The organism is Streptomyces sp. 3211.6 (assembly GCF_003634815.1).
Classification (GTDB): Bacteria; Actinomycetota; Actinomycetes; order Streptomycetales; family Streptomycetaceae; genus Streptomyces; species Streptomyces katrae_A.
The window spans coordinates 5,621,728-5,639,824 of the sequence record NZ_RBXC01000001.1; the positions used below are offsets into that span (position 1 = coordinate 5,621,728).

General features: G+C 72.7%; 16 protein-coding genes. 14 read left to right on the plus strand and 2 right to left on the minus strand.

What is annotated here, in order from left to right; all coding sequences use genetic code 11:
• Positions 1–178: 178 nt before the first annotated feature.
• From BX286_RS26125 to mutM, 9 genes are all read left to right on the plus strand, one after another.
• Positions 179–1,846 (plus strand): DAK2 domain-containing protein, encoded by a 1,668-nt coding sequence (locus BX286_RS26125; RefSeq protein WP_100862797.1) that lies wholly within the window; start codon positions 179–181, stop codon positions 1,844–1,846.
• A gap of 26 nt (positions 1,847–1,872) precedes the next feature.
• Positions 1,873–4,074, plus strand: coding sequence for an ATP-dependent DNA helicase RecG (recG, locus tag BX286_RS26130; protein WP_079429962.1), 2,202 nt, complete (start codon positions 1,873–1,875; stop codon positions 4,072–4,074).
• Positions 4,075–4,147: 73 nt separating this feature from the next.
• Complete coding sequence (rsmD, locus tag BX286_RS26135; RefSeq protein WP_079429963.1) at positions 4,148–4,726, plus strand: 16S rRNA (guanine(966)-N(2))-methyltransferase RsmD; 579 nt, start codon at positions 4,148–4,150, stop codon at positions 4,724–4,726.
• A gap of 14 nt (positions 4,727–4,740) precedes the next feature.
• Entirely contained in the window at positions 4,741–5,220 is a 480-nt protein-coding gene (gene coaD / locus BX286_RS26140) for a pantetheine-phosphate adenylyltransferase (protein ID WP_045945919.1), read from the plus strand.
• 102 nt (positions 5,221–5,322) lie between these two features.
• On the plus strand, positions 5,323–6,369 hold the full coding sequence (locus tag BX286_RS26145) for a DivIVA domain-containing protein (RefSeq protein ID WP_079429965.1): 1,047 nt from the start codon (positions 5,323–5,325) through the stop codon (positions 6,367–6,369).
• Positions 6,370–6,497: 128 nt separating this feature from the next.
• Positions 6,498–7,148, plus strand: a complete 651-nt coding sequence (locus tag BX286_RS26150; protein WP_261993647.1) for a DUF177 domain-containing protein — start codon at positions 6,498–6,500, stop codon at positions 7,146–7,148.
• A gap of 2 nt (positions 7,149–7,150) precedes the next feature.
• Positions 7,151–7,324 (plus strand): 50S ribosomal protein L32, encoded by a 174-nt coding sequence (gene rpmF, locus BX286_RS26155; RefSeq protein WP_003965982.1) that lies wholly within the window; start codon positions 7,151–7,153, stop codon positions 7,322–7,324.
• Positions 7,325–7,343: 19 nt separating this feature from the next.
• Positions 7,344–8,153, plus strand: a complete 810-nt coding sequence (rnc, locus tag BX286_RS26160) for a ribonuclease III (RefSeq protein WP_079429967.1) — start codon at positions 7,344–7,346, stop codon at positions 8,151–8,153.
• Between the two features lie 179 nt (positions 8,154–8,332).
• Positions 8,333–9,202 (plus strand): bifunctional DNA-formamidopyrimidine glycosylase/DNA-(apurinic or apyrimidinic site) lyase, encoded by an 870-nt coding sequence (mutM, locus tag BX286_RS26165; RefSeq protein WP_079429968.1) that lies wholly within the window; start codon positions 8,333–8,335, stop codon positions 9,200–9,202.
• Here the strand turns inward: mutM and BX286_RS26170 are convergent.
• Positions 9,175–9,591, minus strand: coding sequence for a helix-turn-helix domain-containing protein (locus BX286_RS26170; protein ID WP_079429969.1), 417 nt, complete (start codon positions 9,589–9,591; stop codon positions 9,175–9,177). The two genes, mutM and BX286_RS26170, sit on opposite strands and share 28 nt — an antisense overlap.
• A 125-nt stretch (positions 9,592–9,716) precedes the next feature.
• Between BX286_RS26170 and BX286_RS26175 the strand changes: the two genes are divergently transcribed.
• Positions 9,717–10,328 carry a flavodoxin family protein gene (locus BX286_RS26175; protein ID WP_079429970.1) on the plus strand — a complete coding sequence of 204 codons (612 nt, stop codon included), beginning with the start codon at positions 9,717–9,719 and terminating at the stop codon, positions 10,326–10,328.
• Between the two features lie 26 nt (positions 10,329–10,354).
• Here the strand turns inward: BX286_RS26175 and BX286_RS26180 are convergent, their stop codons facing one another.
• A complete protein-coding gene (locus BX286_RS26180) occupies positions 10,355–11,206 on the minus strand; it encodes a CAP domain-containing protein (protein WP_079429971.1) in 852 nt (283 codons plus the stop codon).
• A gap of 130 nt (positions 11,207–11,336) precedes the next feature.
• Here BX286_RS26180 and BX286_RS26185 point away from each other — a divergent pair, with 130 nt between their 5' ends.
• From BX286_RS26185 to BX286_RS26200, 4 genes are all read left to right on the plus strand, one after another.
• Positions 11,337–11,618, plus strand: a complete 282-nt coding sequence (locus BX286_RS26185) for an acylphosphatase (RefSeq protein WP_079429972.1) — start codon at positions 11,337–11,339, stop codon at positions 11,616–11,618.
• Positions 11,619–11,977: 359 nt separating this feature from the next.
• Complete coding sequence (locus tag BX286_RS26190) at positions 11,978–12,193, plus strand: hypothetical protein (protein WP_042810367.1); 216 nt, start codon at positions 11,978–11,980, stop codon at positions 12,191–12,193.
• 254 nt (positions 12,194–12,447) lie between these two features.
• A complete protein-coding gene (locus tag BX286_RS26195) occupies positions 12,448–16,476 on the plus strand; it encodes an AAA family ATPase (protein ID WP_121016450.1) in 4,029 nt (1,342 codons plus the stop codon).
• Between the two features lie 182 nt (positions 16,477–16,658).
• On the plus strand, positions 16,659–18,095 hold the full coding sequence (locus BX286_RS26200; protein WP_079429974.1) for a sugar porter family MFS transporter: 1,437 nt from the start codon (positions 16,659–16,661) through the stop codon (positions 18,093–18,095).
• Positions 18,096–18,097 lie beyond the last annotated feature (2 nt).

Genomic DNA, 18,097 nt, shown 5'->3' on the forward strand with positions numbered 1-18,097 from the left:
AAGTGGCTTGCCGGACGAATGACCCGACTCTCGACGGGCAACCTGAGCAGCATACAACGACTGCTTGGGTCCGAGAAAACTACCATGACGGGGCCGGGCTCCGCCCCGGGGTCCCGGGCGGACGGCCGCCCTTCGTTACCCTGCGGTGAACCCTGGCCCGCACAAGGAGGAACGCCCGGTGGCGCACGAGCCCGAGCCGCAGCCCGCCGACGAGTTCGACGCCGAAGCGGTGCGCACCTGGAGCTCCCTGGCCCTGGCCGCACTGGGCCGGGCCCGCACGGACATCGACGCGATCAACGTCTACCCCGTCGCCGACGCCGACACCGGGACCAACCTCTACCTGACGGCCGAATCCGCCCACCGGGCCCTGACCGAGGCCTTCGCCCCCACCGCTCCCGGCGTGAGCGACGGCACAGCCCCGGCCACCGCGACGGCCTCCCTCCCGGAGGCCGTACGGGCTTACGCGCACGGCGCGCTCATAGGCGCCCGCGGCAACTCCGGGACGATCCTCGCCCAGCTCCTGCGCGGCATCGCCGACGTCCTCGGCGCCGCCCCCGCGGGCCACGCCCCCGGCCCGCTGCTGGCCCAGGCCCTCACCCGGGCCGCCGAGGAGGCCTACCAGGCCGTCGCCCACCCCGTCGAGGGGACGATGCTCACCGTCGCCGGAGCCGCCGCCCGTGCCGCGCAGGCCGCCCCGGGAACCGCCGCCGACGTGGCCCGCGCCGCCTACGACGGGGCCCGCGCGGCCCTTGCCGAGACCCCCGGGCAGCTGGCCGCCCTCGGCAAGGCCGGGGTGGTCGACGCGGGGGGCTGCGGGCTGGTCGCCGTACTCGGGGCGCTGTGGCAGGCGCTGTCCGGCCGGGAGCCCGAGCCCGAGCCGGTCCAGGGGCCGGCCGAGCCCGTGGAGCGCGTCCCGGAGCCCTGCGCCCAGGAGGAGGGCGGGCCCGGCTACGAGGTGGTCTACCTGCTGGAGGCCGCCGAGGAGGCCGTCGACCGGCTGCGCACCGCCCTCGACGGGCTCGGCGACTCCCTCGTGGTGGTCGGCGGCGACGGGCTGTGGAACGTCCACGTGCACGTCGACGACCCCGGCGCGGCCGTCGAGGCCGGAGTGGAAGCCGGCCGGCCGTACCGGATCCGCATCACCCACTTCGGTGACGAACGCCGCCGCGCGAGCGCCCCGCGCGCCCAGCGGGCCGTCGTGGCCGTGGTCCACGGCGAGGGGCTGGCCGCACTGTGCGGGGAGGCCGGCGCGACCACCGTCCCGGCCAGGGCGGGCGAGCCCCCGGCCGTCGCCGACCTGCTCGACGCGATCCGCCGGGCCCACGCCCGCGAGGTGGTCCTGCTGCCCGGCGGCGCCGAAATCCGCGCGGCCGCCGGCGCCGCCGCGGAGCAGGCCCGCGCCGACGGCGTGCGCGTCGCGGTGATCCCGACCCGCTCCGCCGTCCAGGCCCTGGCCGCCCTCGCCGTGCACGACCCGGAGGCCGGCTTCGACGAGGACGTCGTCGCCATGACCGCCGCCGCCGGAGCCACCCGGTACGGGGAACTGGCCGTCGCCGAGCGGCAGTCCTTCACCTCCGCCGGCATCTGCCAGGCCGGCGACGTCCTCGGGCTCATCGACGGCGACGTCGCCGTCATCGGCGCGGGCCTGCCCGAGACGGCCGAGGCGGTCCTGGAGCGGATGCTCGGCTCCGGCGGCGAACTGGTCACCCTCGTCCTGGGCCCCGAGGCCCCCGACACCCTCGCCGCGCGCCTGGAGGCGTACGTCCAGCAGCGGCACCTCGCCGTGGACACCGTCACCTACAGCGGCGGCAGGCACTCCGCGCCCCTGCTCATCGGAGTCGAATAGCGGCCCTGTCACAGGCATGGTGTGCAATGGAACACGTGCCCGCGCTCGACGAAGACCTCAAGAAGACCCTCGGCCCCGCCACCGCCAAGGTGCTCGCCGAGCAGCTCGGCCTGCACACGGCCCTGGACCTGCTCCACCACTACCCCCGGCGGTACGCCGAGCGCGGCGAGCTGACCTCGCTCGCGGACCTCGCCGACCAGCTCGACGAGCACGTCACGGTCGTCGCCCAGGTCGCCGACGCCCGGATCCTGACCTTCAACGGGGGCCGCGGCAAGCGGCTGGAGGTCACCATCACCGACGGCAGCGGCCGCCTCCAGCTGGTCTTCTTCGGCGCGGGCGTCCACAAACCGCACAAGGAACTGCTGCCCGGCAGCCGCGCGATGTTCGCGGGCAAGGTCTCCCGGTTCAACCACAAGCTCCAGCTCGCGCACCCGGCGTACGAACCCCTCGGCGCCGATGCCTCCGACCGGGACGCCGCCACCGCCTTCGCCAACCAGCTGATCCCGATCTACCCGGCCTGCGCCAAGCTGGAGTCCTGGAAGATCGCCAAGTGCGTGGACGCCGTCCTGCCCCGGGCGCAGGAGGCCCTGGACCCGCTCCCGCCCGCCCTGCGCGACGGCCGCGGACTGGTCCCGCTCACCGACGCCCTCCTCAAGATCCACCGCCCGGCCACCAAGGCCGACATCGAGGACGCCCGCCGCCGCCTGAAGTGGGACGAGGCCTTCGTCCTCCAGGTCGCCCTCGCCCGCCGCAGGCACGCCGACTCCCAGCTCCCGGCCGTCGCCCGCCGCCCGGCCCCCGGCGGCCTCCTCGACGCCTTCGACGCGAAGCTCCCCTTCACCCTCACCGAAGGCCAGCAGAAGGTCTCGGGGGAGATCTTCGACGACCTGGCCACCAGCCACCCCATGCACCGCCTCCTCCAGGGCGAGGTCGGCTCGGGCAAGACGATGGTGGCGCTGCGGGCCATGCTCGCCGTCGTCGACTCCGGGGGACAGGCCGCGATGCTCGCCCCCACCGAGGTCCTCGCCCAGCAGCACCACCGTTCCGTCACCGAGATGATGGGCGAGCTCGCCGAGGGCGGCATGCTCGGGGGGGCCGACCTGGGCACCAAGGTGGTCCTGCTCACCGGCTCCATGGGGACCGCCGCCCGCCGCCAGGCCCTGCTCGACCTGGTCACCGGCGAGGCCGGGATCGTCATCGGCACCCACGCCCTGATCGAGGACAAGGTCCAGTTCCACGACCTCGGCCTGGTCGTCGTCGACGAACAGCACCGCTTCGGCGTCGAGCAGCGCGACGCCCTGCGCTCGAAGGGCAAGCAGCCGCCGCACCTGCTGGTCATGACCGCCACCCCCATCCCGCGCACCGTCGCCATGACCGTCTTCGGCGACCTGGAGACCTCCGTCCTCGACCAGCTGCCCGCCGGCCGCTCCCCGATCGCCACCCACGTGGTGCCCGCCAAGGACAAGCCGCACTTCCTCGCCCGCGCCTGGGAACGGGTCCGCGAGGAGGTCGAGAACGGCCACCAGGCGTACGTCGTCTGCCCGCGCATCGGCGATGGCGAGGACGACCCGAAGGGCAAGAAGAAGGCCTCCGCCGAGGACGAGGCCGAAAAGCGCCCGCCGCTGGCCGTCCTGGAGATCGCCGAGCAGCTCGTCCGCGGCCCCCTCGCCGGGCTCTCCGTCGAAGTGCTGCACGGGCGGATGGACCCCGCCGACAAGGACGACGTGATGCGCCGCTTCGCCGCCGGCGAGGTCAAGGTGCTCGTCGCCACCACCGTCATCGAGGTCGGTGTGAACGTCCCCAACTCCACCGTCATGGTGATCATGGACGCCGACCGCTTCGGCGTCTCCCAGCTCCACCAGCTCCGCGGCCGCGTCGGCCGCGGCTCCGCCCCCGGCCTGTGCCTGCTGGTCAGCGAGATGCACGAGGCCAGTCCCGCCCGCGCCCGGCTCGCAGCCGTCGCCGCCACCCTCGACGGCTTCGAGCTCTCCCGCATCGACCTGGAACAGCGCCGCGAGGGCGACGTCCTCGGCCAGGCCCAGTCCGGCGTCCGCTCCTCGCTGCGCATGCTCGCCGTCATCGAGGACGAGGAGGTCATCGCCGAGGCCCGGGAGGAGGCCGCCCGCGTCGTGGCCGCCGACCCCGAACTGGAGCACCTGCCCGGACTGCGCACCGCCCTCGACGCCCTGCTGGACGCCGAGCGCGAGCAGTACCTGGAGAAGGGCTGAGCGGCACGACCTATCGTGGGAGGCCAGAACGGAGGCCCCGGCCTCCCCCGACCGCCGCAGACAAGGACCCCAGATGACCCGCGTGATCGCCGGCACCGCCGGCGGGCGGCGGCTGGCCGTGCCGCCCGGCACCGGCACCCGCCCGACCTCCGACCGGATGCGCGAAGGGCTCTTCTCCACCTGGGAGTCACTGCACGGCGTCGCGGACTCCCGGGTCCTCGACCTCTACGGCGGCTCCGGCGCCGTGGGCCTGGAAGCCCTCTCCCGGGGCGCCGCCCACACCCTCCTGGTCGAGGCCGACGCCAAGGCCGCCAAGGCCATCCGGGACAACATCAAGGCGCTGGGCCTGCCCGGCGCCGAGTTCCGGGCCGGCAAGGCCGAGCAGATCGTCGCGGGCGCCGCGCCGGGGGACCCGTACGACATCGTCTTCCTGGACCCGCCGTACGCCGTCGAGCACGGCGAACTCGGCGAGATCCTCCTCACACTCCGCGCCAACGGCTGGCTCACCGGCGAAGCCCTCGTCACCGTGGAGCGCAGCACCAGGAGCGGACCGTTCCCGTGGCCCGAGGGGTTCGAGCCGCTGCGCTCGCGCAAATACGGCGAAGGCACCCTTTGGTACGGTCGCGCCGCCTCCACCAGCGAAGACTCATGAACGAGGGAGCTCAGTTGCGCCGCGCGGTCTGTCCGGGATCCTTCGACCCCATTCACAACGGGCACCTCGACGTCATCGGACGCGCCTCGAGGCTGTACGACGTCGTGCACGTCGCCGTGATGATCAACCGGTCGAAGCAGGGCCTGTTCACCGTCGAGGAACGGATCGAGATGATCCGCGAGGCGACCGCCGACTACGGCAACGTCGAGGTCGAGTCCTTCCACGGGCTGCTCGTCGACTTCTGCAAGGAGCGGGACATCCCGGCCATCGTCAAGGGCCTGCGCGCGGTCAGCGACTTCGACTACGAGCTCCAGATGGCCCAGATGAACATGGGCCTGTCGGGCGTCGAGACGCTGTTCGTCCCGACCATCCCGACGTACAGCTTCCTTTCCTCCTCGCTGGTCAAGGAGGTCGCGGCCTGGGGCGGCGACGTCGCCCACCTGCTCCCCGAGCACGTCCACGCGGCGCTGATCGAACGGCTGCGCGCCAAGTGAGCAAGCAGCGGCCGGGCTGAGTTCCCAGGCCCGTCCCGCGCGTCCCCCCGGTGGCCCTACAGTCGTCCCGTCAGTCCGAGGCGAAGAGAGCGCGAGCCACCCATGGACGTACAGAAGAAGCTGGACGAGATCGTCGCGGCCGTCGGCGGCGCCCGGTCGATGCCCATGTCGGCCTCCTGCGTGGTCAACCGCGCGGAGCTGCTCGCACAGCTCGAAGAGGTACGCCAGGCCCTGCCCGGCTCGCTGGCACAGGCCCGGGAACTCATCGGCGGCCGGGACCAGATGGTCGAGGAGGCCCGCCGGGAGGCCGACCGGATCATCGCCTCCGCGCACGCCCAGCGCGGCTCCCTGATCTCGGACACCGAGATCGCGCGCCGCTCGCAGGACGAGGCGGACCGGATCCTGGCCGACGCCCGCCGGGAGGCCGCCGAGATCCGGGCCGAGGCCGACGACTACGTGGACAGCAAGCTCGCCAACTTCGAGGTGGTCCTCAGCAAGACCATCGGCGCCGTGGACCGCGGCCGCGAGAAGCTGCTGGGCCGCGGACCCGGCCTGGACGAACGGGGCCACGACGACAGCGGCGCCCCCGAGCCCAGCCCCGACCCGCAGGCCCGGCGGGAGCAGGCGGACGCGTACGTGGACACCAAGCTGGCCACCGTCGAGGCGGTGCTCGCCAAGACCCTGGAGGCCGTCGGCCGGGGCCGCCAGAAGCTGCTGGGCCGGGTGCCCACCGACGACCTCGGCGCGCACATGGCCGCCCAGGACGCGGCCGGGGACCAGCAGGTCCGCCCGTCGAGCGACGCGGAGTTCCTGGCCGGGCTGGCCGAGCCCGAGCCGCCGGCGCTCCCCGCCCAGGCGGCGCCGGTCTACGAGGACTACGCCGCGGCGGCCTACGCGCCCTACGCGGCGCAGCCGCCGCAGCAGATCCAGCCGCCCCAGCAGGACGCCTACGCGTACCAGGACCCGTACGCGGGCTACCAGCAGCAACCGGACCCCTACGGCGGCTACCAGCAGCCCGACCCCTACGCCGCCTACCAGCAGCCCCAGCAGCCCCACCACCCGCAGCAGCCCGCGCTCGACGAGACCAGCTTCTTCGACACGAGCATGATCAACCTGGATCAGCTGCGCCAGTACGAACAGGGTCGCTAGGCCGGATTGGGCTCAGAGCGAAGCGCCGGGTATCCTGGCTGTTCGGTCGCGCCTATGCGCCGCGATCCATGCTGCCCTAGAGCGGCGAAATTTTCGATCTTCAGCGATCTGTGAAAGCAGGAACGGCCCTGAACACCCGCCTCGACCACCGCAACCCCCTCGTGTTCGACACGCACGAGCTGGGCCGGCGTCCTGGTGCCATGCAGCGGCTGTCCCGTGAGATCGAGGCGCCGGCGGACTTCGGTCTCGTCGACGTCATCGGGGTACCGGAAGGCGCCCCTGTGAAGATCGACCTCCGCCTGGAGTCGGTCATGGAAGGGGTGCTTGTCACAGGCACCGTCCGTGCAAAGGCCGTGGGGGAGTGCGTAAGGTGTCTGGAGACCGTCGAGCGCGAGCTCAAGGCGGACTTCCAGGAGATGTTCTCGTACCCTGACGCCGACGACCGGAGCCGCTCCAAGGCGGAGCCGGCCGACGACGCCGAGGACGACGAGGACATGCTCTTCCTCGAGGACGGCTTGTTCGACCTCGAACCCGTGCTGCGGGACACGGTGGTGCTCGCACTGCCCATGCAGCCGGTGTGCCGGGAGGACTGTCTCGGACTGTGCCCCGATTGCGGGGTCAGCCTGAACGACGACCCGGAGCACCACCACGACGCCGTCGACATCCGTTGGGCGGCATTGCAGGAACTCGTCGTGACCGATCAGGACGGCGAGAAGGACAACATGAGCGGCACTGCATCTGACGGAGTTCAGAGCGCCGCCGAGAAGCAGGAGAAGTAGCCGTGGCTGTTCCGAAGCGGAAGATGTCGCGCAGCAACACGCGCCACCGCCGGTCGCAGTGGAAGGCTGCGGTCCCCACCCTGGTTTCGTGCGAGCGTTGCCAGGAGCCGAAGCTCCAGCACATCGCGTGCCCGAGCTGCGGCACCTACAACAAGCGCCAGGTCCTCGAGGTCTGAGCGGCTGGTGAGAGGCGCAATGTCTGAGCTGTCCAACGCTGAGAAGCAGGCAGACAGTAACAACGCGGCCTCGTCCCACACGCTTCTGGAAGGGCGGCTCGGGTACCAACTCGAGTCCGCCCTTCTGGTGCGTGCGCTGACCCACCGTTCGTACGCGTACGAGAACGGCGGTCTGCCCACCAACGAGAGGCTGGAGTTCCTCGGGGACTCCGTCCTGGGCCTGGTGGTCACCGACACGCTGTACACCACCCACCCCGACCTGCCGGAAGGCCAGCTGGCCAAACTGCGGGCCGCGGTGGTCAACTCGCGTGCACTGGCGGAGGTCGGCCGCGGCCTCGACCTGGGCTCCTTCATCCGGCTCGGCCGGGGCGAAGAAGGCACGGGCGGCCGGGACAAGGCCTCCATCCTCGCCGACACCCTCGAAGCGGTGATCGGCGCGGTCTACCTCGACAAGGGCCTCGACGCGGCCTCCGAGCTGGTCCACCGGCTCTTCGACCCGCTCATCGAGAAGTCCTCGAACCTCGGCGCCGGCCTGGACTGGAAGACCAGCCTCCAGGAGCTCACGGCGGCCGAAGGCCTCGGCGTTCCCGAGTACCTGGTCACCGAGACCGGTCCGGACCACGAGAAGACCTTCACCGCTGCCGCCCGCGTCGGTGGTGTCTCGTACGGCACCGGCACCGGCCGCAGCAAGAAGGAAGCGGAACAGCAGGCGGCGGAGTCCGCGTGGCGCGGGATCCGTGCCGCCGCGGACGAGCGGAAGGCCGCCGAAGCGGCGTCCGCCGCGGCCGAGGGGGCGCAGGCCCCCGCCGACCCGGCGGCCAAGGCCTGACCGGAACTTCCTTCGGGCACCTCCCGCCCGCTCCTGCCACCGGCAGGGGCGGGCGGTCCCGTTTCCGGGCGGGGCCCCTGCCGCCCCGGGCCGCCCGGTAGGCTCGCGGCAGAGCCGGACGCCCGCGCCCCCGTGCCCCCGCGTCCCGCGAAGCCCGCTTTCCCCTCCGGAGGATCACCGTGCCCGAGCTGCCCGAAGTCGAAGTGGTGCGGCGCGGCCTGGAACGCTGGGTGGCCGGGCGGACCGTCTCCGCCGTGGAGGTGCTCCACCCCAGGGCCGTGCGCCGCCACCCGGCGGGCGGGGCCGACTTCGCGGCGCGCCTGGCCGGCGGGACCATCGGGGTGGCGCGCCGGCGCGGGAAGTACCTGTGGCTGCCGCTGGAGGGCCGGGACCTGTCCGTCCTCGGCCACCTCGGGATGAGCGGGCAGCTGCTGGTGCAGCCGGCCGGCGCCCCCGACGAGAAGCACCTGCGCATCCGGATCCGCTTCGCCGACGACGCCGGGACCGAGCTGCGCTTCGTCGACCAGCGGACCTTCGGCGGGCTCTCCTTGCACGAGGTCGCCCCCGGCAGCGAGGAGGGGCTGCCCGACGTCATCGCGCACATTGCCCGCGATCCCCTGGATCCCCTGTTCGACGAGGGCGCCTACCACCTGGCGCTGCGCGCAAGGCGGACCACCCTCAAGCGGGCCCTCCTGGACCAGTCGCTCATCAGCGGGGTGGGCAACATCTACGCCGACGAGGCCCTGTGGCGCGCGAAGCTGCACTACGAGCGCCCCACCGCCACCCTCACCCGCCCCCGGAGCGCGGAACTCCTCACCCACGTGCGGGAGGTCATGAACGCCGCGCTCGCGGTCGGCGGGACCAGCTTCGACAGCCTGTACGTCAACGTGAACGGCGAGTCGGGCTACTTCGACCGGTCCCTGGACGCCTACGGGCGCGAGGGCGAGCCCTGCCGCCGCTGCGGTACGCCGATGCGGCGCAGGGCCTGGATGAACCGGTCCAGCTACTTCTGCCCCCGCTGTCAGAGGCCGCCGCGCGCGGCGTCGTAGGACTGCCGCGAGCCGAGGACCTCGTCCATGCTGCCCTCCACGAAGTGGATCAGGGCGAGCAGCCGGTCGGCGATCTCCCGCCCGAGCGGGGTCAGCTCGTAGTCCACCCGGGGAGGGTTGGTCGGCTGGGCCTCGCGCGTGACGATGCCGTCGCGCTCCAGCGCGTGCAGGGTCTGGGAGAGCATCTTCTCGCTCACCCCGTCGACCCGGCGGCGCAGCTCGTTGAAGCGGCGGGGGCCGTCGCGCAGGGCGCCCACGGTGAGGCTGCCCCAGCGGCCGGTGACGTGCTCCAGGGTCTCCCGGGAGGGGCAGGCGCGCGCGAAGACGTCGAACGGCAGGTCGGCCGCGACGCTCTCGGTGCAGACGTCGGTACGGGCAGGGGTCTCCATGCACCCAGCGTACCCCCGGGTAGCGCTAACCGTCTGCTTGCGCTTTCCAAAAGTTAGTGCTTCTCTGTTCCTGTCGCACCGCGGCGTACCGCGGCGCACTGGAACCGCCCTCTAGGAGTAGAGCCATGTCTGCCACCATCCCCGCCCCCGTCGTCTCGATCGCCTACCACTCGGGTTACGGCCACACCGCCGTCGTCGCCGAGGCCGTGCGGGCCGGCGCCGCCGCGGCCGGGGCGACCGTGCACGTCGTCAAGGTCGACGAGATCACCGACGCCGAGTGGGAACTCCTCGACGCCTCCGACGCGATCGTCTTCGGCTCCCCGACCTACATGGGCACCGCGTCCGGCGCCTTCCACGTCTTCGCCGAGGCCACCTCGAAGCGCTGGTTCGGCGACGCCTGGCAGGACAAGGTGGCGGCGGGCTTCACCAACTCCGCCTCCAAGTCCGGCGACAAGCTCAACACCCTGCAGTACTTCCAGATGCTGGCCTCGCAGCACGGCATGAGCTGGGTGAACCTCGGCCTGAAGCCGGGCTGGAACTCCTCCACCGGCAGCGAGTACGACCTCAACCGCCTCGGCTTCTCCTCCGGCGCCGCCGCCCAGACCAACGCCGACGAGGGCCCGGAGGCCGTGCACAAGGCCGACATCGCGACCGCCGAGCACCTCGGCCGCCGGGTCGCCGAGCACACCCGTGTGGTCATCGCGGGCCGTGCGGCGCTGGCGGCGGCCGCGGCCTGACCCCGCTGCGGGGCCGGCGGCCGGTTCTAGAAGCCGAAGTCCTGGGTCCACCAGGGGCCGCCGGCGCCGAAGTAGACGCCCACGCCGAGGGTGCGGAATTCGCAGTTGAGGATGTTCGCGCGGTGGCCCGGGCTGTTCATCCAGGACTCCATCACGGTCTTCGCGTCACCCTGGCCGCGCGCGATGTTCTCGCCGCCCATTCCGGTGATCCCGGCGTTCTGCGCCCGCTGCCAGGGGGTGTTGCCGTCGGGGTCCGTGTGGTCGAAGAAGCCCCGTACGGCCATGTCCTTGCTGAAGGCGGCGGCCAGCGCGGCCAGCGGCGGGTTCGCCCGCACCGGGACGCAGCCCGCCTGGGCGCGCTCCTGGTTGACCAGGGCGAGGACCTCCGCCTCCGCGGACGGGTTCGCGACCCCGGCGGCCGGCGGCTTGGGCGCCGCGGGCTTGGGGGCGGCCGCCTTCGGGGGCTGCGGGGCGGTGGTCCTCTCCGGCTCCTTGGCGGAGGCCGACGGGGTGGGCGTCGGCGTCGGTGTCGGTGTCGGCGAGGCCGAGGGGGACGGCGAGGCCGAAGGGCTCGGGGAGGCCGGGGCGGACGCCGACGGGGTGCCCGCGCCGGGGCCGTCGGAGGCGCGGCCGGACAGGTTGGCGAGGCCGCCCTGCTCCAGCCCGCGCTCCGGGCTCGGGGTGGGCTTCGCCCGGGCCTCGGTCCGGTCGGCGGAGCCCGTGCCGACGTACGGGAAGGAGCCGCCCACCGGTACGAAGCCGGTCGTGACGGCCGCCGTGCCGAGGGCCACGGCCACGGAGACGCCGAGCAGCCCGTTGCGCACGGCGGCGCGCCTGACACCGCGGCGCGGCGCGGCGTGGAGTCGGTGGCGTCCCATCGGTCGCGGCCCCTCTTTGCAGGATCAACGTTTGCTCACCCGAACGGGTGAGTCATTGGTGGGGGACTGTAGCCCATGCCGCAAGGGGGGCGAGGGGATCAAGAGGCCTTTGCCCGGTTAGCGTTCTTGCATGAATGAAGATGTCCGCATGACCGCGTGGGTGCGCGGCCGTGTACAGGGAGTGGGCTTCCGCTGGTTCACCAGGGCCAATGCCCTGGAGATCGGCGGCCTGTCCGGCTTCGCGCTCAACCTCGACGACGGCCGGGTGCAGGTGGTGGCCGAAGGTCAACGTGAGAATTGCCACCGGCTGCTCGACTGGCTCCGCGACGGCGACACGCCCGGGCGGGTGGACGGGGTGACGGAGATATGGGGCACTCCGCGCGGCGGCTACGACGGCTTCGAGATCCGGTGAGCTATCGACTGATCATGAACTGATCAGATCCCCGGAGCGTCCGCACCTGGTCGGAACTGCGCATTCGCCGTCGACCCGTTGCCGTCGGCGGCGAACCGTGGAAGGCTCGGAGATGAGGATGATCTCCACGCCCCCCGCGGGGGCCGGGATGCCCGCCGATACGGGGCGTGATCGTGTTGACCGTCAAACTTTTTGGTGAGACGCTGGAAGCCCCGCGCACCTGAGCTGTTTGGCAGTGCTGGCAGTAGGCGGCGTCAGCGAGTGCAGTGACTGACAGTCGCTGCCGGACATCCGCGGGTGCGATTCCCTCACGACCCACACCGCTTCGGTCGGTCACTCAGTGTGGAGGACCATCCATCATGGCAAAGGCGCTTCTCGGTTACGTCGGCGGTTCAGACCCGCGGCTCCTCGCCGAGATGCGACGGCTTCAGCAGCGCGTCCAGGACCTCGAGTCCGAGCTCGGACGGATCCAGTCCGAGAACGACGCCCTGACCGCGGCCGCCGCTCAGCACGGGGACTCGCTGCTCGGCAGCATGGACCTCGACGTATCCCAGGCGGAGCCTGCGCTCACCTGATCCGCGACTCACCCGTCGTACGACTACAGCCCGGCACGATCTGCAAGGGCCCCGCACGATCTGCAAGGGACGCTCCGGCGTCCCTTCTTTCTTGCGGCTCTCTTCCTCGTGGGACCTTCCCCTGTGGCGGTCCGACCACCGGCCCGGTGCGCCTGAGGCGCATTGGGCCAGGTGGGGGGGCTGATTCCTTTAACGTCTGATCTGCCCTGCACCTTCATGGGTGAAACCGAACGTGAAAGGTAGAGTCCGGCGGCGTGCACCTCAAGTCCCTGACCCTGCGCGGCTTCAAATCCTTCGCCTCCGCCACCACCCTCCGCTTCGAGCCGGGCATCACCTGTGTCGTGGGCCCCAACGGTTCGGGCAAGTCCAACGTGGTGGACGCGCTGTCCTGGGTCATGGGGGAGCAGGGGGCCAAGTCCCTGCGCGGCGGCAAGATGGAAGACGTCATCTTCGCCGGCACCACGGGCCGGCCGCCCCTCGGCCGCGCCGAGGTCTCCCTCACCATCGACAACTCCGACGGCGCCCTGCCGATCGAGTACGCCGAGGTCACCATCACGCGGATCATGTTCCGCGGCGGCAGCAGCGAGTACCAGATCAACGGGGACACCTGCCGGCTCCTCGACATCCAGGAACTCCTCTCCGACTCCGGCATCGGCCGCGAGATGCACGTCATCGTCGGCCAGGGCCAGCTCGACTCCGTCCTGCACGCGGACCCGATGGGCCGCCGCGCCTTCATCGAGGAGGCCGCCGGCGTACTGAAGCACCGCAAGCGCAAGGAGAAGGCGCTGCGCAAGCTCGACGCGATGCAGGCCAACCTCGCGCGGGTGCAGGACCTCGCCGACGAGCTGCGCCGGCAGCTCAAGCCCCTGGGACGGCAGGCGGCGGTGGCCCGGCGGGCCGCCGTCATCCAGGCGGACCTGCGCGACGCCCGGCTGCGGCTGCTCGCCGACGACCTGGTCGCGCTGCGGGCCGCGCTGGACGCCGAGATCGCCGACGAGGCGGCCCTGAAGGAACGCAAGGAATCGGCCGAACGGGACCTCGCGGAGGCGCTGCGCCGTGAGGCCGCGCTGGAGGAATCGGTACGGCGCCTCGCGCCCCGGCTCCAGCGGGCCCAGCAGACCTGGCACGAGCTCGCGCAGCTGGCCGAGCGGGTGCGCGGCACCGAGTCCCTGGCCCTGGCACGGGTCAAGAGCGCGTCGGCGCCGGTGGAAGAGGAGCGGCGCGGCCGTGACCCGGAGGACATGGAGCGGGAGGCCGCGCGGATCCGGGAGCAGGAGGCGGAGCTGACCGCCGCGCTCGAAGCCTCCGAACGGGCGCTGGAGGACACCGCCGCGCACCGGGCCGAGCTGGAGCGGGCCCTCGCGCAGGAGGAGCGGCGGCTGCGGGACGCCGCGCGGGCCGTCGCCGACCGGCGCGAGGAACTGGCCCGGCTGACCGGGCGCCTGGGCGCGGCCCGCTCCCGGGCGGGGGCGGCGCAGTCGGAGATCGACCGGCTCGTGGCGGCCCGGGACGGGGCACGGGTGCGGGCCGAGGAGGCCCGGGAGGAGTACGAGGCACTGGCCGAGGAGGTCGGCGGGCTGGAGGAGACCTCCTCGGACGAGGGGGAGTACGAGGCCGCGCGGGCCGGGCTGGAGGAGGCGGAGGCCGCCCTGGCGGCGGCCCGGGAGGCCCGGACCTCGGCCGAACGGTCCCACGCGGCGGTCTCGGCACGGCGGGACGCGCTCGCACTGGGGCTACGGCGCAAGGACGGCACCGGGGCGCTGCTCGCGGTGCGGGAGCGGCTGGAGGGGGTGCTGGGGCCGGCGGCGGAGCGGGTGTCGGTCGAGGCGGGGTACGAGGTGGCGGTGGCCGCGGCCCTCGGCTCCGCCGCGGATGCGGTGGCCGTGGCCTCGGCGGGGGCGGCGGCCGGGGCCATCCGGCACCTGCGGGAAGCCGACGCGGGCCGGGCCACGTTCCTGATCGCCCCGGCCCCGGCCCCGGGCTCCACCCCGGCCCCGGGTTCCGGCCCGGCCCCGGTCCCGGGCTCCACCCCGGCCCCGGCCTCGGGTTCCGGCCCGGTCCCGGCCGTGGTGCCGGAGCAGGTTCCGGGTTCGGGTTCCGGTCCGGCCCCGGTCGTGGTTCCAGGGCAGGCGCCGGGACCGGACGGCGTTGCCACGGACGGTGCCGGCCTGCCCGGGCAGGCCCAGGGGCCGGAGGACTTCCCCCACCCCGCCCCTTCCCGAAACTGGGGCTCCGCCCCAGACCCCGCGCCTCAAACGCCGGCGGGGCTGGAAGTGCGGGGCTCCGCCCCAGACCCCGCGCCTCAAACGCCGGCGGGGCTGGATGTGCGGGGCTCTGCCCCGGGCCCGGCGCCTCAGATGCCGGCGGGGCTGGATGTGCGGGGCTCTGCCCCGGGTCCGGCTCAAACGCCGGCGGGGCCGGATGTGCCGGGCTTGGTGGCTGGTGCCGGGTCTCGCGGGGCCTCCGGGGTTGTCGAGGTGGCGTACCGCGAGGCCGCCGGGCTGGTGCGCGGGGATGCCGAGGTCGTGCGGGCCGTCGCGTGGGTGCTGCGGGGGTATGTGGTCGTCGGGACCTTGGCGGAGGCTGAGGGTGTCGTCGCCGAGCGGCCCGAGCTGGTCGCCGTGACCGCCGAGGGGGACGTGCTCGGGGCGCACCTCGCGCACGGGGGGTCCGCCGGGGTGCCCAGTCTCATCGAGGTGCAGGCCGCCGTGGACGAGGCCGGCGCGGAGCTGGAGCGGCTGGAGCTGGAGTGCCGGGAGTCGGCCGCGCGGGAGGAGGCCGCCCGGGTGCGGCGGGCCGGCGCCGCGGCCCGCGTCGAGGAGCTGGCCGAGCTGCGCCGGGCCGGGGAGCAGGCCCGGGCCGGGGCGGCGCAGCAGCTCGGGCGGCTCGCCGGGCAGGCGAAGGCGGCCCTGGGCGAGGCCGAGCGCGGCGCCCTGGCCGTGGCCACCGCCGAGGAGGCCCTGGAGCGCGCACGGGTCGACGTAGAGGAGTGCGCGGAGCGGCTCGCGGCCGTGGAGGAGATGCCGGTCGCGGAGGAACCCGACACCTCCGCCCGGGACCGGCTCGCCGCCGACGGGGCCAACGCACGGCAGACCGAGATGGAAGCCCGGCTCCAGCTGCGTACCCACGAGGAGCGGGTCAAGGGCCTCGCGGGCAGGGCGGACGCCCTCGACCGGGGGGCCCGCGCCGAACGGGAGGCGCGGGCGCGAGCCGAGCGGCGCCGCCGGCGGATGCGGCACGAGGCCGAGGTCGCCCGGGCCGTCGCCGACGGGGCCCGGCAGCTGCTGGCGCACCTGGAGGTGTCCGTCGCCCGGGCGGAGCGGGAGCGTACGGCCGCCGACGAGGCCAAGGCGGTGCGTGAGCGGGAGCTCGGGGAGGCCCGTGGCCTGGGCCGCGACCTCAAGGGCGAGCTCGACAAGCTGACCGACTCCGTGCACCGGGGCGAAGTGCTCGGCGCCGAGAAGCGGCTGCGCATCGAGCAGCTGGAGACCCGCGCCCTGGAGGAGCTGGGCGTGGAGCCGGCCGCGCTGGTGGCGGAGTACGGGCCCGACCAGCCGGTCCCCCCGTCCCCGCCCGCCGAGGGCGAGGAGCTTCCGGAGGACCCCGACCACCCCCGCAACCGCCCCGGCCCCTTCGACCGGGCCCGGCAGGAGAAGCGGCTCAAGGCGGCCGAGCGCGCCTACCAGCAGCTCGGCAAGGTCAACCCGCTCGCGCTGGAGGAGTTCGCCGCCCTGGAGGAGCGCCACCGGTTCCTCAGTGAGCAGCTGGAGGACCTGAGGAAGACGCGCGCCGACCTCCTTCAAGTGGTGAAGGAAGTAGACCAGCGGGTCGAGCAGGTCTTCACCGAGGCCTACCGGGACACCGCCCGTGAGTTCGAGGGGGTGTTCTCGCGGCTGTTCCCCGGCGGCGAGGGGCGCCTGGTGCTCACCGACCCGGAGAACATGCTGGCCACCGGCGTGGACGTCGAGGCCCGGCCGCCCGGCAAGAAGGTCAAGCGGCTGTCCCTGCTCTCCGGCGGCGAGCGGTCCCTGACGGCCGTGGCGCTGCTGGTCTCCATCTTCAAGGCGCGCCCCAGCCCGTTCTACGTGATGGACGAGGTCGAGGCCGCGCTGGACGACACCAACTTGCAGCGGCTGATCCGGATCATGGAGGAGCTCCAGGAGAGCTCCCAGCTGATCGTCATCACCCACCAGAAGCGGACCATGGAGGTCGCGGACGCCCTCTACGGCGTGTCGATGCAGGGCGACGGGGTGTCGAAGGTGATCAGCCAGCGTCTCCGCTGAAGGTGATCATTTAAGAAATGAAGTCAATATCCGCGGCTTGAACCTCATGTGACCTTCACATCGACTATTGACTTCAGGAAATGAACACATAGGCTCTGGGCTGTCTCCCGGCTCCGGGTGGTGCCCGATCTTGACCTGTGCGCCACTAGGAGAACGGACAGAACCCCCCCACGGAGCACACCTTGACCAGCAGTACAGCGCAGTCAGCGGCGTCGGGCGGCGGCGGAAACGCGTCCCAGCCCGAGCACCTCGGCCACGTCATCTTCATCACCGCGGCCGCCGCGATGGGCGGCTTCCTCTTCGGATACGACAGCTCCGTGATCAACGGTGCCGTCGTCGCCATCCGCGACCGATTCGACATCGGCTCCGGCGCCCTCGCCCAGGTGATCGCCGCCGCGCTGATCGGCTGTGCCATCGGCGCCGCCACCGCCGGCCGGATCGCCGACCGGATCGGCCGTATCCGCTGCATGCAGATCGCGGCTGTCCTGTTCACCGCGAGCGCCATCGGCTCGGCACTGCCCTTCGCCCTCTGGGACCTCGCGGTCTGGCGCGTGATCGGCGGCTTCGGCATCGGCATGGCCTCCGTCATCGGCCCCGCCTACATCGCCGAGGTCTCCCCGCCCGCCTACCGCGGCCGGCTCGCCTCCTTCCAGCAGGCCGCGATCGTCATCGGCATCGCCATCTCGCAGCTGGTCAACTGGGGCATCCTGAACCTCGCCGACGGCGACCAGCGCGGCAAGCTCGGCGGCCTGGAAGCCTGGCAGTGGATGCTCGGCGTGATGGTCGTCCCCGCCGTGCTCTACGGGCTGATGTCCTTCGTCATCCCGGAGTCCCCGCGCTTCCTGATCTCCGTCGGCCGTACGGACGAGGCCCGCAAGGTGCTCGCCGAGGTCGAGGGCGCGCGCACGAACCTCGACGTGCGCGTCGCCGAGATCGAGACCGCCATGCGCTCCGAGCACAAGTCCACCTTCAAGGACCTGCTCGGCGGCCGCTTCGGCCTGCTGCCCATCGTCTGGGTCGGCATCGGCCTCTCGGTCTTCCAGCAGCTCGTCGGCATCAACGTGATCTTCTACTACAGCTCCTCGCTGTGGCAGTCGGTCGGCATCGACCCGAGCAGCTCGTTCCTCTACTCCTTCACCACGTCGATCATCAACATCATCGGCACGGTGATCGCGATGATCTTCGTCGACCGCATCGGCCGCAAGCCCCTCGCGCTGATCGGCTCGGCCGGCATGGCGGTCTCGCTGGGCCTGTGCGCCTGGGCGTTCTCCTACAAGAGCGATGTCGCCGGCGAGATCTCCATCCCCTCGGCCCAGGGCACCGTCGCGCTGATCGCCGCGCACGCCTTCGTCCTCTTCTTCGCCCTCTCGTGGGGCGTGGTGGTCTGGGTGCTGCTCGGCGAGATGTTCCCCAACCGCATCCGCGCCGCCGCGCTCGGTGTGGCCGCGGCCGCCCAGTGGGTCGCCAACTGGCTGATCACCGTCACGTTCCCGACGCTCTCGGACTGGAACCTGTCGGGCGCCTACGTCATCTACACGGTCTTCGCCGTGCTCTCGATCCCCTTCATCCTCAAGTGGGTGCCGGAGACCAAGGGCAAGGCGTTGGAGGAGATGGGGTAACC

Coding starts and splice junctions, on each gene's coding strand:
- BX286_RS26145 (WP_079429965.1), top strand. CDS start 5,323: ATGGACGTACAGAAGAAGCTGGACGAGATCGTCGCGGCCGTCGGCGGC.
- recG (WP_079429962.1), top strand. CDS start 1,873: ATGGAACACGTGCCCGCGCTCGACGAAGACCTCAAGAAGACCCTCGGC.
- rnc (WP_079429967.1), top strand. CDS start 7,344: ATGTCTGAGCTGTCCAACGCTGAGAAGCAGGCAGACAGTAACAACGCG.
- BX286_RS26180 (WP_079429971.1), bottom strand. CDS start 11,206: ATGGGACGCCACCGACTCCACGCCGCGCCGCGCCGCGGTGTCAGGCGC.
- rsmD (WP_079429963.1), top strand. CDS start 4,148: ATGACCCGCGTGATCGCCGGCACCGCCGGCGGGCGGCGGCTGGCCGTG.
- BX286_RS26185 (WP_079429972.1), top strand. CDS start 11,337: ATGAATGAAGATGTCCGCATGACCGCGTGGGTGCGCGGCCGTGTACAG.
- BX286_RS26190 (WP_042810367.1), top strand. CDS start 11,978: ATGGCAAAGGCGCTTCTCGGTTACGTCGGCGGTTCAGACCCGCGGCTC.
- BX286_RS26175 (WP_079429970.1), top strand. CDS start 9,717: ATGTCTGCCACCATCCCCGCCCCCGTCGTCTCGATCGCCTACCACTCG.
- BX286_RS26170 (WP_079429969.1), bottom strand. CDS start 9,591: ATGGAGACCCCTGCCCGTACCGACGTCTGCACCGAGAGCGTCGCGGCC.